This window comes from Pseudomonas amygdali (assembly GCF_002699855.1).
Lineage (GTDB): Bacteria > Pseudomonadota > Gammaproteobacteria > Pseudomonadales > Pseudomonadaceae > Aquipseudomonas > Aquipseudomonas amygdali.
This window is the reverse complement of record NZ_LKBW01000035.1, coordinates 50,787-67,514: the sequence shown is the minus strand read 5'-3', so window position 1 is coordinate 67,514 and position 16,728 is coordinate 50,787. Positions and strand designations below refer to the sequence as shown.

Genomic DNA, 16,728 nt, shown 5'->3' with positions numbered 1-16,728 from the left:
TGAGTCCTGTGGAATTCAGGATGCAGGCCGCCAAGGCAGCGTAAGTGGATAATTGTCCAACCTTCGGGGGGCATACCACTCCAGCGTGGGAATGCCGTTCTGGACGCTCTGCGTCAGCTTTTGAATGCGTGCCTAACGCGCTTTGGCGCTGCTTTTGCCACTGGCGCGCAGGATATCGTTCCAGCGGCGGACCAGGTAGTTGTGTTCGTTCATGACCGAGTTCCACACTGCAATGTGGCCCATGCGTTCCTCGTAGGAACCGCCGTCGCGGATCTCTCCGGCGTCGATCAGTGGCAGGCCGTCGCTGCCGAGCAGTTGCTCGCGGGCGGGCAGACCGGCGTACCAGTAATCCCATTCTGCGGCACTCAGATGATCACGACTGCGCGCCGGATTGCCGATGTAATACCCCTGCCGCGCCATCACTGCGCCCGGCCAGCCGGACAGCCACCAGTTCAGGTAGGCGTAGGCTGCATCCAGCACCGGGCCTTTGGCGTGGCGCGATAAAGACAGCCCGCCGAACCAGCCGCGATAACCCTCTTTGGGCACTGCCACGCGGTACTTCACACCCGCGCGGTGCAACCTGACCAGGGTCGGTGACCAGAGGCTCTGAATGTCGATGGTCGGGCTGAGCATCAGTTCGGCGGCTTCTTCGTCGTCTGACCAGAACGCGCCAAAATGCCCTTGCTGCTGTTTGCGCACCAGCACGTCGGCCAACACGTCGATTTCTTCGATGCTCATGTTGCCGATGTCCTTGAACGCCACCAGCCCAGCGCCCTGCACAGCCAATGCGGCATCCAGTGCGCCGATAGCAGCGTCGCTCTGCAAGGCGATGCGCCCACCCCACACAGGGTCGAGCAACCAGCCCCAACTTTCGTCAGCAGGACTCAGCCCATCCGGCAAACGCTCGGGGCGATAGGCGAAACTGTCGGCGTTGTGAGTCAGCGGCAACATACTGATGCGCTCAGTCACCGCACTGCCCAGGCTGCCATCGTGCTGCACGAACAGACGTTCGCTGGGCACACTGCCGCTGCCCGGTTGATCGGTGGGTCTTAGTCGCCCCTGTTTGGGCAGGTCGTTGATTTCGTGCCAAAGCGCGATGCGCCGCGTGTCGATGGGTTGAATGGCCCGCGCAGGCCAGACGAAATCAACGTTATGAAACCACTGATCGTAAAGGTCGTAGCTGTCGGGCTGCATGACCGCGATGCGTTGCGTGGTCTGCACGTCATGGATCTGATAGATCAGCTTGATGCCCAGTTCCTGCTCGGCCCGCTCACGCAAGGACTCCAGCAAGGTCACGGACGTACCCAGCACACGCAAGGTAATGGTCATGCCGCAGACTCGCTGAGTGATGGCGCGAAGCTGCTGGAAAACACTTCGAATGAACGACGCAGCAACTCGGGATCAAGACCGCGCAGGATGAACACCAGCCGGGAAGTACGATCCTCTCCTGGCCAGGCTGCAAGATGCACCGGCGCATGCAGGCAATGCTGCACACCATGAATCACGATGGGAGCCTGGTTGTCGTTCACGTTGAGCAGTCCTTTGACACGGAGGATTCGGTCACCGTGGCATCTTAACAGCATCGACAGCCACACCCCGAAACCGACCCAGTCCAAAGGCCGCTCGAACGTCAGGCAACAGACCTGCGCATCACCATGCCGCGCGGAAGTCGACAGCACCCGATGCAGTTGCCAACGCGTCACTTCAGCGGCCGGTTCGTCGCTGCGCATGCCCTCGCCCAGCAACAGTTGATCGCCACTGTGGATCTGCGCAGTATCCCGCAGCGGTGCAGAGAAATTCAGCGCTTGCAGGTGCTGACGAAGCGCATCCAGTGCGGGCTGATCGACCAGATCGGTCTTGCTCAACAACAGCCGGTCCGCCGCCGCGATCTGAGCCAGCCATTCCGGATGCAGACGCTCTTGCAGTGTTGCGTGGCAGGCGTCCACCAACGTGACGATCAGGCCGATATGAAAACGCCCGCGCAGTTGCGGATCATTGCTCAGCGTGGTGAGAATCGGTGCGGGATCCGCAAGGCCGGTGGTCTCCAGGATCACCCGGCGAAACGCTGGAATCTCGCCACGATTACGTCGCTCCAGAAGGCCGAGCAACGCATCTTTCAGCTCCCCCCTGACGGTGCAGCAGACACAACCGCTGGGCAGCAGAACGGTATCCGGAGCAACCTCTTCAACCAGCAGATGATCGATACCGACATCGCCGAATTCGTTGATCAACAGCGCAGTTTCGCCCATGTCTTCATCGGCCAGCAGGCGTTTGAGCAACGTGGTCTTGCCGCTGCCGAGAAAGCCGGTAATCACATTGAGAGCAAGGCTCATGATGACCTCTGCAGATGGTCGAGCAAACGGGAATCCAGCGGGTCGAGCGGGCGACCAATCAGTAACTCGGCTTTCTGCCAGAGCTGCTCCAGGCCGGTCGCCAGTTCCTGCTTGCCGGTGGCCCCCAGCAGAAGGTAGGAAACGCCCTGAAAGTCCTCGACCTTAAGGCGAAAAGGAGCCACCACCTTGTTGATCGCGGCAATACGCCGCAAACGCTCACGCCGCCAGGGCAGTTCGGCAGCCAGTGGGTCGCTCCAGTGCACATCTTCACCCAACAGCCCGCACAATCCACACATCAGGTGTTCTCCAGCAGTTTGCTCATGGCATGACGTCGCCGGAATTGGGGCCTAGCGTCTGGCCGACGAACAGGTTGCCACCCGGCTCGCTGGCCAAGAGCACCGCCACCGGCGCAACTTCCTCGGCCAGACCGAAACGCCCCAGCGGCAACTCGGCAGCCTTGGCGGTTTTCCACACGCTGCTGATCCCGGCGACCAGCGGTGTTTCGATAGGGCCGGGAGCGATGGCATTGACCAGCACGTTGTCCTTGGCGACTTCCAGCGCAAGGGATTTGCTGAAACCGATCACCCCGGCCTTGGCAGCAGCGTAATGGGTCAACTCGGCACCGCCTTTGATGCCCAGTTGCGAGGCAACATTGATGATGCGTCCCCAACGCTGGGCAATCATGTGCGGCAAGGCGCGCTGGCTGGCCACAAATACGCTGGTCAGGTCGACGCGCAGCATGTCATTCCACATCTGGATGCTCAGGTCGACGCAACGTGCCTGGGTCAGCATGCCGGCGTTATTGACCAGAATGTCGATGCCGCCAAAATGCTCGACACAGGCATCGACACTGGCCTGCGCCCCCTCGACGCTGCCGACGTCGACCACGCATTCGTGCACCTGCGCGCCGAGCTGACGGCAGTGTTCGGCAACCTTGTCCAGAGTGACCGGATCACGATCGCCCAGCACCAGATGCGCACCTTCACTCGCGTAGGCAAGCGCGATGGCAGCACCAATGCCGCTGCCTGCACCGGTGATCACCGCACGTTTTTGTTTGAGCTGTTGCATGGGTCGGGTTCCTTGGTTGAATTTGCGCGATCTACCCCGGCCAGCGCACGGTCAGGCCGCCGTCGATCACGATGCTTTGCCCGGTCAGGTAACTGGCTTCGTCGCTGCACAGAAAACGTACCAGCGCAGCGACTTCGTCCGCTCGGCCTACTCTACCCAGCGGAATGGCCTTGGCCGCCTGCGCCAGCCCCTCAGGGCCCAGCGAGTTCTTGCTGTCCAGCAACTGTGGCGTTTCGATCAAACCGGGAATCACCGCATTGCAGCGGATGCCCTTGGGCGCCAGTTCCACTGCCAGCGAGCGACACAGCCCTGGCACACCCGCCTTGGCGGCGGCGTAATGGGAATGGTCCTGCCAGCCGTAGACACCACCGGCAATCGATGAGATCGCCACCAGCGAACCGCCCTCGCCCATATGCCGGGCGGCGGCGCGGAAAGTACGCATCACCCCGGTCAGGTCCACGTCGAGCATTTCGTCCCAGCGTTCGTCGGTCATTTCCAGCAAGGGCGCACGACGCAACAGTCCGGCATTGGCCACTGCGTAATCGATTCGGCCATAGGCCTTGATCGCAGCCGCAGCCAGATCGTCGACCGAATCGGTGCTGGTCACGTCCAGCGGCAGCATCAGGCATTCGCCACCCGCCGCCTCCACCAGCCTGCGGGTTTCATTCGGATCATGCGGGTCAGCCGGATAGAATCCGCCTGCCACCGCCACACCGTGCCGGGCAAAAGCCACTGCCAGTGCCTGGCCGATGCCGCTGGCGGCACCGGTTACTACTGCAACTTTACGAATCATGTGTTGCTCCTCATTTCACGGTTTCAGGTCGCACATGCCTGGCCGCAAACATCAGTGCACCCGACAGGAAGCAAGGCAGCGCGCCGAAATACAACGCCGAGATCTGCCAGTCTCCGCCTGCACTCAATACCGACGTGGCACCGAAGCCTGCGACCACAGCACCGAGCGGGCCCATGGCGTGGATGATTGCGCCGCCCGTTGCACGAATGCTGGTCGGGAAGCTTTCGCTGATGAAGAACAAGGCCGCCGAGTAAGGGCCGATCAGAAAGAACAGCCCAAGGCTGTACAAGCCAACGACCGTCACCATGTTGCTAGGCCCGTAGAGCATGCCGGCGAACGCCAGACCACCCAGCATCCAGCCAAGACCGATCACGTTACGACGACCGATTCGGTCGCCCATCCAGCCGTGACACAGGTAACCGCAATAACCCACCAGGTTGGACAGCACCAGAATGATCAGCGAGTTCTCGAACGAGATGTGGTGAACGCTGACGATCACCGTTGTGCCCAGCACACTGAACACCTGAATCGCCGCCCAGTTGAGCAGGATCGCAGCACCGATCACCAGCGTGGCGCGGCACGAAGAACCGCGGAAGGCCGCGCCGATACCGGCCTTGCTGTGCTCGTCGTAATCGACCCCGTAGGTTTGCGCCACAGCCTGTGCCTGGCTCACGTCGCCCTTCTTGCGCAACTGAGTAATACGTTGATGGATCTGAAACTGCGGGCTCTCTTTGAGCTTGCGCGCCAGGATCGCGATGACGATGGCCGGGATGGCCGCGAACACGAAGCAACCCTGCCAGCCAATGATCGGCAGCAGCACGGCGGTCAGCCCTGCTGCGATCAAAGCGCCGACCGGCCAGCCGCCCTGCACCAGGCTGTAGATGAAGCCACGGCGCTTGGCCAGACGCGGGTCGTCGGATGCCGCGTAGATTTCGCTCAGGTAGGTCGCGTTGACCGTTTCTTCGGCATAACCCAGACCGCCCAGCGCACGAATCAGGATCAGTGGCGACTTGCCCCATGATCCGCCGATGGCCGTGAGCGCCGAGCAGATCGCCGAACCGCTCACGGTGAAAATGATACCCACGCGCCGTCCCAGGCGATCTACCAGCGGACCGATGGCCAGTGCCACCACCGCTGTGCCGACCGCGACCCAGGTCGCAATTTCGGCCTGTTCGACCTCACTCCAGCTGAAGTGCCGACCGATTTCCGGTAACAGCGTGCCAAACAGAATGAAGTCATATACCGCAAACACCCACGCGAAAAACGCAATCCATGTGGCGAACCGTACTTGCTCCGGAGTCAATTGCTCAGGTTTCCAGCCGGTCAGGTCGAGCTTGTTGTAAATGGACATGAGTGACGCCTCGGACAGGGCAATGTATCAACGGGTACGGGGGTTACGACGCACGAAGTCGTCGGCAATCTCGTCGAAAGTGACGAACTTGACGCCTGCATGGCTTTGAATGTGCTCGATCAAGCGCTCCAGCATCAGCAGCACTTGCGGGCGACCAGACACGTCCGGGTGAATGGTCATGGTGAATACAGCGTGTTCGTGTTCGCGATAGACCCAGTCGAACTGGTCGCGCCACATTTCTTCCAGGTGCCGAGGGTTGACGAAACCGTGGCTGTTCGGTGCCTTCTTGATGAACATCATTGGCGGCAGATCGTCCAGGTACCAGTTGGCCGGAATTTCCACCAGATCGGTTTCTTCGCCACGTACCAGCGGCTTCATCCAGGTATCCGGATGCTGGCTGTAATCGATTTTGGTCCACTTGTCGCCCACCCGAACGTAGTAAGGGTGGAAGTCGTTGTGCATCAGGCTGTGGTCGTACTTGATGCCTTTCTTAAGCAGCAGCTCGTTGGTGACGTTGCTGAACTCCCACCATGGCGCGACATAGCCGGTCGGGCGTTTGCCGGTCATTTGCGTGATCAGGTCGATGGACTTGTCGAGGACGATCTCCTCTTGCTCCGGGGTCATCGCAATCGGGTTTTCATGGCTGTAACCATGCACACCGATTTCATGCCCGGCATCCGCCACGGCTTTCATCTGCTCGGGGAAGGTCTCCATGGAGTGCCCCGGAATGAACCAGGTGGTGCGCAGACCGTAACGCTCGAACAGCTTGAGCAGACGCGGAGCGCCGACTTCACCGGCGAACAGGCCGCGGGAAATGTCGTCCGGCGAATCCTCGCCGCCATAGGAGCCCAGCCAGCCCGCTACCGCATCTACATCCACACCAAACGCACACAGAATTTCTTTGGCCATCTTTGTTCTCCCACGGGTTAATCAGAACGGCTTCGCGATGTACCGCACGCGGGCCGGTTTCAAAATTCACAGGTTGTTCAAGGGGCTGCGATCAGTGCTTCCACGGCCAGAGCTGCGCGTAGCAACCGTGCGTCTTCCCCCGCCGGAGCGCTAAGCAACACTGCGGTGGGCAGGCCCGAGGCATCACTGCCGCTGGGCAGCGACACGCCGGGCATGTTCAGCAGGCTGCCTGGCATGGTCAGGCGCAGCGTGGCGAGGTTGGTTTGAATGAACAGCTCTTCGTCGTTCAACAGGGGCACGAGCGGCGGCGCTACATGAGCAACAGTTGGAGTAATCAGCAGCGCGCCATCGAGTTCGAGGGTCAATTGCTCCTGCAAACGTTCGCGCGCGGCGTACAGATTGACCAGCAGGCTGGCGGGCATATGCCGTGCGGCCTCCAGACGCTTGCGCACTCTGGGGTCGAGCTGGCTGGCGGCGTCGCTGTCGAGCAACGGCTGATGCAGCGCGAATGCCTCGGCTGCACCAAGCCAGCCCTGTTGCTGGGTTAACAGCAACGTGGCCTGAAATGCCTGGCAAGGCTTGACCTCGATCAGCGCACCGCTTGCACGCAAGGCTTCAACAGCACGCAACAGGTTGTCGCGAACGGCCGGCGTGACTCGTTCGTCTTCCAGCACCGCCTGATCGAGCAGGAAACGTTGACCGGCCAGGCTGCGTGGTATCAACGATGAAGGTTTGCTGCGCGCACAGAGCAGATCATCGATCACTAGAGCGTCGCGCACACTGCGGGTCAGTGGCCCGAAGCTGTCCAGCGTCAGCGCCAGCGGGAAAACGCCGTCGCGGCTATAGCGGCGGCTGGTGCTGCGAAACCCCACCAGACCGTTGAGCGCTGCCGGCACACGAATAGAACCGGCGGTATCGGTGCCCATGGCGATCGGTACGGTTCTGTTGGCGACGGCGACTGCCGAACCCGAAGACGAACCGCCAGGAATACGTGGCGAGCCGTCGCTGTTGGGGTTGATCGGCGTACCGAAATGCGGGTTCAGGCCCAGCCCTGAATAAGCGAATTCACTGAGATTGGTCTTGCCCAGGCTGACCATCCCGGACCGTGCCAGCAGCCCGACACTCGGCGCATCCAGCAGCGCGGGGGACAGGTTGTTGCGCACCGCAGCACCGGCGGTTGTGACGCTGCCTGCCACGTCGAAAAGATCCTTCCAGGCGATGGGCACGCCGTCGAAGGGGCTCAATGGCTGCCCTTGCTGCCAGCGGGCCGCAGACGCTTCGGCTTCCCTGCGTGCCCGTTCGATACTCATGGAAATGAACACATGATCGGCGCGTGCCGCCTGTTGCAGCGCCTTGTCCAGAGCCTGCACAGGGTCACTGCGCCCTTGGGCAAAATCCTCGGCCAGTGCGCAGGCATCACCGGTAACGCTGTGACTCCCGGTATCGGTCATGGACATCACACCCTCAAAAATGTACTTATTAATAAAATGTACATTTAACAAAGGCAGATTCCATGCCAATCTGCATGTCGCGACGCCCTGACCCGATCAAGCTGACGGCCCTTTCGCGCTGGAAACGCCGTGCTAGAAACCTTTCTGCAAAGGCATCAATCAGTTGCGATAAGGCGTCGTGGGCGAACAGGATCGTCATAAAGAAATAATGTATCTTTTACAAAAGGTACATTTCAGTGCAAAAAAGTAACGGTGGCCCCATGAGCGAGCATCAGGACGTGGCCCAGGGTGACAACGGCGCATCTGTGCGAGAATTGCCCGTCAACCGCCAGAAGTGTATGAAACCGATGTCAGAAGAGGACACGCGCACCGCGTCGCGTTACGCCACGATCCGTGAGGTGTTGCGTAACGCAATCGTCTCGGGTGCGGCTGCCAATGGACTGGTGCTGCTTGAAGCACCGTTGGCAGAACTGTTCGGCACCAGCCGGGTGCCGGTGCGCAAGGCGCTCAATCTGCTGCATGAAGAAGGCTTGATCAGCCGTTTCGATGGCCGGGGTTACCTGGTCAATCCTGACGCCGGGGAAGTCGAGCCGTTGCGGTTAAGCCTGAGCCACAAGCAGTTCGGGCTGGACAGCAGCGAAGAGCTGGTCGACACCCGCCCACTCGGCGAACGTATTCATGACGAGATCGGCGCGGCGCTGTCGGCCTGTATCGCCTTTGGTCATTATCGGCTGGATGAACAAAGCGCCGCGCAGCACTACGGAGTGAGCCGCGCAGTGGTTCGTGAGGCGCTGATGCGTCTGCGGGATCGCGGCCTGGTGGAAAAAGAGCCTTACTCGCAATGGCTGGCGGGGCCGTTGACGGCCCGGGAAATCACCGAAGACTACGAACTGCGCGCCTGCCTTGAGCCCGAAGCCCTGCGCCAGACCGCGCCGCAGCTGAGTCGCGAAACTCTGGAGGCCATGCTGGCCAGAGTCATTCAAGCGCAAAATGCCGAACAGTGCAGCCTGGAGGAAATAGAGCGCCTTGAGGACGACCTGCATCAGCAGTGTCTGAGCGGCCTGCAAAACCGCAAGATCGCTACTCTGATCAGTCAGGCGCAGAGCCCGATGATCATCAACCGGATTTTCTACCGGTTGCTGGAAATTGGCGCGGATGAAGCGATGCTGGCCGAGCACCGGCTGATCATTGAGTTGCTGCTGCACGGTGCTTTCGACGCCGCGGCCTTGAACCTCAAGGAGCACCTGCAACGCGCACGGCAGCGCATGCTCCAGCGCCTGAAAGTGCTGTCGGTACTGCCGGAGCAGGAAGTGCCGGGGTACCTGACGCGGTTGAGTTGAGATGGGGCAAAGTTGGAGTTAACGCGACAGAGACTATCGTTACCACGCTCCAGCGTGGCAACGCAGTTCTGGACGCTCTGTGTCCGATCCTGAACACGCGGCGCGGCGTCGATTTGTGACGCGGAGCGTCACGAACGGCATGCCAACGCGGAGCATTGGCACGATAGTGTTCTCGCGCAAGTGCTCTCCCTGAAGATTATCGTTCCGCACGCTACAGCGTGGGAACTCTGTTCTGGATGCTCGGCGTCCAATCCGGAGCGCGCGGCGCGACGGCGATTTGTGACGCTGAGCATCACCAACGGCATGCCAACGCGGAGCATTGGCACGATAGTGTTCTCGCGTAAGCGCTCTCCCTGAAGATTATCGTTCCGCACGCTCCAGCGTGGGAACGCCGTTCTGGACGCGGAGCGTTGGCACGATAGTCAGAGTGCATTTAAAGATTACTTGCCAACCACGTCGCTACGCATTGGCGCCAACCGGGCGATCAAACGGTTCTGGACCGGAACCGGGACGTTCTCGGTGTCCATCGCTGCGATCAGGTTTTCAACCAGCGCGTTGAAATCGCTGGGGGTAAGGTTCTGGCCCTTGTGCGACTCGGCCATGCTGTCACCGGTGTAGCGGCACGGGCCGCCCGCTTCGACACAGAGTTGCTCGACCAGTTTGTCGCGCAGACGCACGATGTCGACTTTCTTGAAGCGCTCGACAATCCGGTCATCCCTGGCCACGTTCATGAGCATGCCTTCGACGATGCGCTGGATGCCGGCACGCTGGCCAAGGTCTCGATAAAGACTGTCATCCTTGGGGGGCTGTTGCTGTTGGGCGCAACCGGCCAGTACCGTCAGCATCAGACAGATCAGCAAGCGTCTCATCAGAAACTCCCCTGCACAGACAGATAAGTGCCGTTCTGGTTATCCAGCGTGGCGATTTCGCCCAGACGGGCGTAGGCCAATACAACGGACAGATGCTTGTTGGGGAAATAACCGAGAAACACATCTGCCCAATCGCTTTCGCCAGCAAACGAAAGATTATCCGGCTTTTCGCGATATTCGACGCCGAGCGCCCAGCGCGGATTGAACAGCACCGCAACCGAGCCCTCCTTGAGCATACTGCGACTGTCACGCCGGTCCCCGCCAAACCCGAGCAGACCGGTTTCGTTGGCGCGGCTATAACGCATGCCACCGTTGACCACGACGTTGTAGCCAAACGCCGCGCCCATGAACAGCCGACTGGCCGTCAGATACCCTTCGACATCCGAATCACGCTTGGCCCCCACCAGACTGGGGATCAGGAAATCGTTCTGATGCTTGTACTGCACGCCTAAGGAAACCTGCGGCAGGCTTTCATAGATCAGGTCGCCGAACAGGCGCACTTTGACGCCGAACACGTCCTGGCTGAGGTTGTCGTCCGGCAGGCTGAGCCTGTGCTGCAGGTTGCTGATATCGAAACGTTGGTGAGCATAGGAAAACTCGACGCGGTTGCCATAGGCGACGGCGAGGCCTGCCACATCAAGGTTGTAGTCCGGCAGATTGATGTGCGTGGCGAAGGCTGTCGCCCCCCACTCGCCTTGCTCGCTGTAACCGGTGATCACCGCCCATGGGGTGATACCGCCACCGGCACTGCCCTCAATACTGGTTGCGCCACCCGTGGCGATAAGTCGGCCGTTGTCGCCCAGCGCGAGCGTCGGGGCAACCCCTGCCACACCCGCCAAAAGATAACCCAACAGTAATGATGTCTTGTAGGACATGGATTAATTCACCATAAGACTGGGTGATGCCTGATACGTAGCAATCCATGCCTCGAATGCTGACGCCGTCAGCGGCCGACTGATCAGGTAACCCTGGGCCGTATCGCAATGCCAACGCCGGAGCAGGTCCAGACTGTGTTGGTACTCGACACCCTCTGCCACCACCTTGAGTCCGAGGTTATGGCTCATTTCGATGGTCGACCGCACGATCACCGCGTCTTCGCTGGTTTCATCCAGGTTGCGCACGAAAGACTGGTCGATTTTCAACTCCTGCACTGGCAGACGCTTCAAGTGGGCCAGTGACGAGTAACCGGTGCCGAAGTCATCGACCGACAGGCTGATACCGCAGTCGCGTAGACGATGCAGAACCACCAGGGCTTTCTCCGGCTCGCTCATGACCGCGCTCTCGGTTATCTCGAATACCAGTTGTTCGGCAGGCACCGCGTATTGCTTGAGCAGTTTCATGACATAACCGGCCAGATCGTCGCCCAGCAGGTCGTCGGCGGAAATGTTGACCGATACCTGCAGCACCAGACCGCGCTGGCGCCATTCGGCCAACTGACGCATTGCCTCTTCGATAACCCAGTTGGTCAGCAGGTTGATACTGCCGGTGCGCTCGGCGAGCACAATGAATTCGGCTGGCGAAACATTGCCAAAGCGCGGGTGAGTCCAGCGCAGCAGGGCTTCGGCCTGACGAACATAGCCCTGACGGATATCCAGTTTGGGTTGGTAATGGAGCATCAGTTCGCCAGTCTGCGGAGCCTTGCGCAGGTCGCGGATCAGACATATCTGACGCTGGTGAGCGAGGTCACGTCCGTCCTGGTAGATCTGCAGGCGACCGGGAATGAACGCTGCGTCCTTGCGTGCAATCGCCGCACGGTTGACCAGTTCCTGAGCCGAATCACCGTGTTCCGGATAAACCGTGATGCCTATGCAGCACTCAAGCATCAGATCATGGTTGTCGATACGTTGCGGCTCGCTGAGCAAGCGCTGCACGGCGTCGGCCATGCCCACCGCGCCGTCACTGGCAGTGTTGTCCAGCAACAGCAAGAACTCGTTGGCACTCAGCCGTGCCACCGTGTCGCCAGACCGCAAATTGCCCTGCAAACGCTGCCCCAACTGGCGTAACAGTTGCTCAACGCCTTCGGCACCCGCACTTTCGTTGATCGTGGCCAGGTTCTCGATGCCTAGGTACAGCAAAGCGACCGTGCGATTTGCCGCAATCAAACTGCCAAGACGTTCCATCACCAACGCTCGATTGGGCAGGCCGGTCAGGTTGTCATGCAGAGCGTTGTGAGCCAACTGCCCTTCGCGCACGGCGATGCCCTGTTGCATGGTGTTGATCGCGTCGGCGAGCATGCCCAATTCGTCACTGCGCACCAGGGTTACCGGCGTTTTATAGTCGCCATCGCCAATACGTTTGGCCGCAATAGCCAACTCCTGCACCGGCAGCGACACGCTGCGGGCCAGCGCCAGCGTACCCAGCAGCGACGCCAGCAATGCGATCATGGAAATCCAGAAAATCTTTTCATTCAGCGGTGCAAACGCTTGATAAGCCTTGTCCAGCGGGCTCTGCAACAGCGCGATCACTTGTCCGTCGTCGCCATTGCTGCTTTTGGCCAGCATCAGCGTTTGACTGAGAAAGTTGAGGTTCGCTTGCTCGGTCAGCAGCATCTGCCCTTCAGAGGAACTGCGCATCAGCTCGATCAGACCAGCGTACAAGGCTTTCGGCTGGGTGCTGATCAGTTCCCCGGACTGGCCGTTTTCCACCGTGAGAAACGACACTTCCAGCCCACTGAGAGAACGCAGCTCTTCGGCAATGCCACTGTCGATGGTGAAGCCCATCACTACGCGGCCTATCGGCAACGGCGCAAGCACGGTACTTTCCACCAGCAAATGAGGTATTCCGCCACCCGGAATAATAAGCACTGACTGACCGGCAAGCTTGGCGTTGCGCAACGCCTGGTCATAGACAAACCTGGACCCCTCCGGCACCGCTGTCTCGGTACTGGCAACCACCACGCCATCCATGCCCAGCAGGAACATATCGCTGGCGTTGATGCGTTTGCCATGGTTGAGCAGTACCGATCGAATGGTCGATGAATCGGCACTCGCTACAGCATCACGAAACCCGAAGTCGGCCGCCAACAGTTGCACGGCGTCACGCAGACGCTTGCCGCGCAGATCAATCAGCCGCTCGAACACACGGCTACCCACTTCCAGCTGCGCCTGGGCCTGAGTGCGCACCGCGTCGTCGGTCGCAACCTTGACGGCGAGATAGACCGCACTCACGACAATCAGCAACAGGACAATCAGAACCCCGGCAATGCGTGCCTGAAAGCTGGCTCTAAATTTCATTCATGTGCGGCCTTGTGAAAAGCGTCGCCGAAACCGCCGGGGGCCGGCTTGCCGGGTTTATCCTCGGCCTTCACTTCGACCGCGAGGTTGAAACGCTGGGTGAGGCCCGATGCGGGCACATCGAATTCACCGCCCGATACAGGCTGCATGTCTTCAATTTGCGGATGCCAGAGCGTGGCAGCGTAGTGTCCGGCTGGCACCTGATCGAGTTTGAGCAGGCCATTGCTGTCCGTCACGCCGAACCAGGGTTCGTCCGTGACATAGATGTAGCCGACCATCCAGTCATGGATGTTGCAGCCCAGCACTACCACACCAGGCTTGTCGAACAACAGCGGTTCCGAGGGGGTGCCTTCGTAAAGTCGCAACTCGAAACGCTTGGCCGGGGAAAAGGAATAAACCTGATGGCGGATGTTGTCGCTGTTGGGAAACTTGACCTGCGTGCCGGTATGTACAGCCAGCACATGGGGTGCAAACTCCTGGTCGCGCTGGTCCATGGCAGCCTTGAGCACAGCGGGCGACGGATCAGCCGGGCCTTTGAGCGTCACGACTGCATCTGCAAGGGGCTTGCCCTGCTTGTCGAATACCTGTGCGGTAAAGGCAGAAGCCGATGCATTAGCAGCCGATGCCATCCATAGTCCAGCCAGTAATGCCGAAATAAATACGTTGGTCATACCTGATTCAACCCATAACGGCAGCGCCGTAAATGAAATAAGCCAGCGCTGGCCAGCACGGACTGGACCAACAACTAATAAATGACAGTTTTGCACACGCTTTACAGACTATCGACCAAGACTATTGAAACCTGAGGGCTGCTGCCCCATCTAAGAAGCATGTTCAACTTCTCAGGTGCCCCATGAGCGACCAGCAGACAGACTCGCCAGATTTGCCCGATGACGCAGACGAGCACAACGTGTCTCTGAGTTCCGACAGCACCTCGCTTGCCTTGCCCGGCCAGAACCTGCCCGACAAGGTTTACATCATCCCGATCCACAACCGTCCGTTCTTTCCGGCGCAGGTCTTGCCGGTTATCGTCAATGAAGAACCGTGGGCCGAAACGCTGGAACTGGTCAGCAAGTCCGAGCACCATTCGCTGGCGTTGTTCTTTATGGACACTCCTCAGGAAGACCAGCGCCACTTCAAGACCGATGCGCTTCCCGAGTACGGCACTCTGGTCAAGGTTCACCACGCCAGCCGCGAAAATGGCCGGTTGCAGTTTGTGGCGCAAGGCTTGAGCCGTGTGCGCATTCGTACCTGGCTCAAGCATCACCGCCCACCGTATCTGGTGGAAGTTGAATACCCGCAGCAACCCAACGATCCGACCGACGAGGTGAAGGCTTACGGCATGGCTTTGATCAACGCGATCAAAGAGCTGCTGCCGCTCAACCCGCTGTACAGCGAAGAGCTGAAGAATTACCTCAACCGCTTCAGCCCCAATGATCCTTCGCCGCTCACCGACTTCGCCGCGGCCCTTACCTCGGCCACCGGCGTCGAGCTGCAAGAGGTACTCGACTGCGTGCCGATGCTCAGGCGCATGGAGAAAGTCCTGCCGATGCTGCGCAAGGAAGTCGAGGTCGCCCGCCTGCAGAAGGAAATTTCTGCCGAGGTCAATCGCAAGATCGGCGAGCATCAGCGTCAGTTCTTCCTCAAGGAGCAGCTCAAGGTTATTCAGCAGGAGCTGGGGCTGAGCAAGGACGACCGTAGTGCCGACATCGAACAGTTCGAACAGCGACTGGAAGGCAAGACCCTGCCACCGCAGGCGCGCAAGAAGTTCGACGAAGAAATAGGCAAGCTCAAGGTGCTGGAAACCGGCTCGCCGGAATACGCCGTGACACGTAATTATCTGGACTGGACCAGTTCGTTGCCGTGGGGTGTCTACGGCGAAGACAAGCTGGACCTCAAGCACGCTCGTAAAGTGCTCGATCAACACCATGCCGGCCTGGATGACATCAAGGCGCGCATTCTCGAGTTTCTTGCAGTGGGTGCCTATAAAGGCGAGATCAGCGGCTCGATCGTCCTGCTGGTGGGCCCACCGGGTGTCGGCAAGACCAGCGTCGGGCGCTCGATTGCCGAGTCGCTGGGGCGACCATTCTATCGACTGAGCGTGGGCGGCATGCGCGACGAGGCCGAAATCAAGGGCCACCGCCGTACCTACATCGGCGCCCAGCCAGGCAAGCTGGTGCAGGCGCTGAAGGATGTAGAAGTCATGAACCCGGTCATCATGCTCGATGAAATCGACAAGATGGGCCAAAGCTACCAGGGCGACCCGGCGTCTGCGCTGCTGGAAACCCTGGACCCGGAACAGAACGTCGAATTCCTCGATCACTACCTGGACCTGCGTCTGGACCTTTCCAAAGTCCTGTTCGTGTGCACCGCCAACACCCTGGACTCAATCCCCGGCCCGCTCCTTGACCGCATGGAAGTGATTCGCCTGTCCGGCTATATCACTGAAGAGAAGCTTGCGATTGCCAAACGCCACCTGTGGCCAAAGCAATTGGAGAAAGCCGGTGTTGCCAAAAGCAAGCTGAGCATCAGCGACAGCGCCCTGCGCGCCGTCATCGAAGGCTACGCTCGCGAAGCCGGTGTGCGGCATCTGGAAAAACAACTGGGCAAGCTGGTGCGCAAAGCGGTGGTCAAACTGCTGGATACGCCTGACTCGGTGATCAAGATCGGCCCGAAAGACCTTGAAGCGTCATTGGGCATGCCGGTGTTTCGCAGCGAACAGGTGCTGTCGGGCACCGGTGTGATCACAGGCCTGGCCTGGACCAGTATGGGCGGCGCGACGTTACCGATTGAAGCAACGCGCATTCACACCCTGAATCGCGGCTTCAAACTGACCGGGCAACTGGGCGATGTCATGAAAGAGTCGGCTGAAATTGCCTACAGCTACGTCAGCGCCAACCTGTCGAAGTTTGGCGGCGACGCGAAGTTCTTCGATGAGGCGTTTGTACACGTACACGTTCCCGAAGGAGCAACCCCGAAAGATGGCCCTAGCGCGGGCGTTACCATGGCCAGTGCCCTGCTGTCCCTGGCGCGTAACCAGCCGCCGAAAAAAGGCGTGGCCATGACCGGCGAACTGACCCTGACGGGGCACGTATTGCCTATCGGCGGGGTGCGCGAGAAAGTCATTGCCGCGCGACGTCAGAAGATTCACGAACTGATCCTTCCGGAACCTAACCGTGGCAACTTCGAAGAACTGCCGGACTATCTCAAGGAAGGCATCACCGTTCACTTTGCCAAACGCTTTGCAGATGTGGTGAAGGTGTTGTTTTAAAGATTGATGCGGGGGGCACGTCTCACACTGACTCGCTCCCGCGCCCTTCGGGCAGAATCAAAAGCGGACGTGTGTTTAACGCTGAATGATCTGACCCACAACGGGGCTTC

Annotated in this window: 14 protein-coding genes; 2 read left to right on the top strand and 12 right to left on the bottom strand. The window is 59.8% G+C overall.

Features of this window, described 5'->3' with window-relative positions; translation table 11 throughout:
* Window positions 1-132 precede the first annotated feature (132 nt).
* From AO277_RS04395 to AO277_RS04360, 8 genes are all read right to left on the bottom strand, one after another.
* The gene (locus AO277_RS04395) at window positions 133-1,329 is read right to left on the bottom strand and encodes an ABC transporter substrate-binding protein (protein ID WP_044317881.1); all 1,197 of its coding nucleotides are present in this window, start codon (window positions 1,327-1,329) and stop codon (window positions 133-135) included.
* On the bottom strand, window positions 1,326-2,333 hold the full coding sequence (locus tag AO277_RS04390) for a CobW family GTP-binding protein (protein WP_044317880.1): 1,008 nt from the start codon (window positions 2,331-2,333) through the stop codon (window positions 1,326-1,328). Before AO277_RS04390 ends, AO277_RS04395 begins: the two co-directional genes overlap by 4 nt.
* Entirely contained in the window at window positions 2,330-2,629 is a 300-nt protein-coding gene (locus AO277_RS04385; RefSeq protein ID WP_002554888.1) for a hypothetical protein, read from the bottom strand. The genes AO277_RS04390 and AO277_RS04385 overlap by 4 nt, the downstream gene beginning before the upstream one ends.
* Before the next feature lie 22 nt (window positions 2,630-2,651).
* Window positions 2,652-3,401 carry an SDR family NAD(P)-dependent oxidoreductase gene (locus tag AO277_RS04380; RefSeq protein WP_044317879.1) on the bottom strand — a complete coding sequence of 250 codons (750 nt, stop codon included), beginning with the start codon at window positions 3,399-3,401 and terminating at the stop codon, window positions 2,652-2,654.
* Between the two features lie 31 nt (window positions 3,402-3,432).
* Entirely contained in the window at window positions 3,433-4,194 is a 762-nt protein-coding gene (locus tag AO277_RS04375; RefSeq protein WP_044317878.1) for an SDR family NAD(P)-dependent oxidoreductase, read from the bottom strand.
* Window positions 4,195-4,204: 10 nt separating this feature from the next.
* A complete protein-coding gene (locus AO277_RS04370) occupies window positions 4,205-5,545 on the bottom strand; it encodes an MFS transporter (protein ID WP_044317877.1) in 1,341 nt (446 codons plus the stop codon).
* A gap of 27 nt (window positions 5,546-5,572) precedes the next feature.
* Complete coding sequence (locus AO277_RS04365; protein WP_002554892.1) at window positions 5,573-6,454, bottom strand: polysaccharide deacetylase family protein; 882 nt, start codon at window positions 6,452-6,454, stop codon at window positions 5,573-5,575.
* Between the two features lie 77 nt (window positions 6,455-6,531).
* Window positions 6,532-7,905, bottom strand: a complete 1,374-nt coding sequence (locus AO277_RS04360) for an amidase (protein ID WP_044317883.1) — start codon at window positions 7,903-7,905, stop codon at window positions 6,532-6,534.
* Between the two features lie 347 nt (window positions 7,906-8,252).
* Here AO277_RS04360 and AO277_RS04355 point away from each other — a divergent pair, with 347 nt between their 5' ends.
* Window positions 8,253-9,245, top strand: a complete 993-nt coding sequence (locus AO277_RS04355) for a GntR family transcriptional regulator (protein WP_369812048.1) — start codon at window positions 8,253-8,255, stop codon at window positions 9,243-9,245.
* Between the two features lie 440 nt (window positions 9,246-9,685).
* Here AO277_RS04355 and AO277_RS04345 read toward each other — a convergent pair whose 3' ends face one another.
* From AO277_RS04345 to AO277_RS04330, 4 genes are read right to left on the bottom strand one after another with little or no spacing between them, the layout of a single operon-like run.
* Window positions 9,686-10,114: a group I truncated hemoglobin gene (locus tag AO277_RS04345; RefSeq protein WP_044317876.1), complete on the bottom strand. Its 429-nt coding sequence runs from the start codon at window positions 10,112-10,114 to the stop codon at window positions 9,686-9,688.
* Window positions 10,114-10,989: a DUF3034 family protein gene (locus AO277_RS04340; RefSeq protein ID WP_044317875.1), complete on the bottom strand. Its 876-nt coding sequence runs from the start codon at window positions 10,987-10,989 to the stop codon at window positions 10,114-10,116. Before AO277_RS04340 ends, AO277_RS04345 begins: the two co-directional genes overlap by 1 nt.
* A gap of 3 nt (window positions 10,990-10,992) precedes the next feature.
* Window positions 10,993-13,347, bottom strand: coding sequence for a bifunctional diguanylate cyclase/phosphodiesterase (locus tag AO277_RS04335; protein WP_044317874.1), 2,355 nt, complete (start codon window positions 13,345-13,347; stop codon window positions 10,993-10,995).
* Window positions 13,344-14,018: a methylamine utilization protein gene (locus AO277_RS04330; protein WP_002554898.1), complete on the bottom strand. Its 675-nt coding sequence runs from the start codon at window positions 14,016-14,018 to the stop codon at window positions 13,344-13,346. Before AO277_RS04330 ends, AO277_RS04335 begins: the two co-directional genes overlap by 4 nt.
* A 182-nt stretch (window positions 14,019-14,200) precedes the next feature.
* Between AO277_RS04330 and lon the strand changes: the two genes are divergently transcribed.
* Window positions 14,201-16,618 carry an endopeptidase La gene (gene lon, locus AO277_RS04325; protein WP_099258765.1) on the top strand — a complete coding sequence of 806 codons (2,418 nt, stop codon included), beginning with the start codon at window positions 14,201-14,203 and terminating at the stop codon, window positions 16,616-16,618.
* Window positions 16,619-16,728 lie beyond the last annotated feature (110 nt).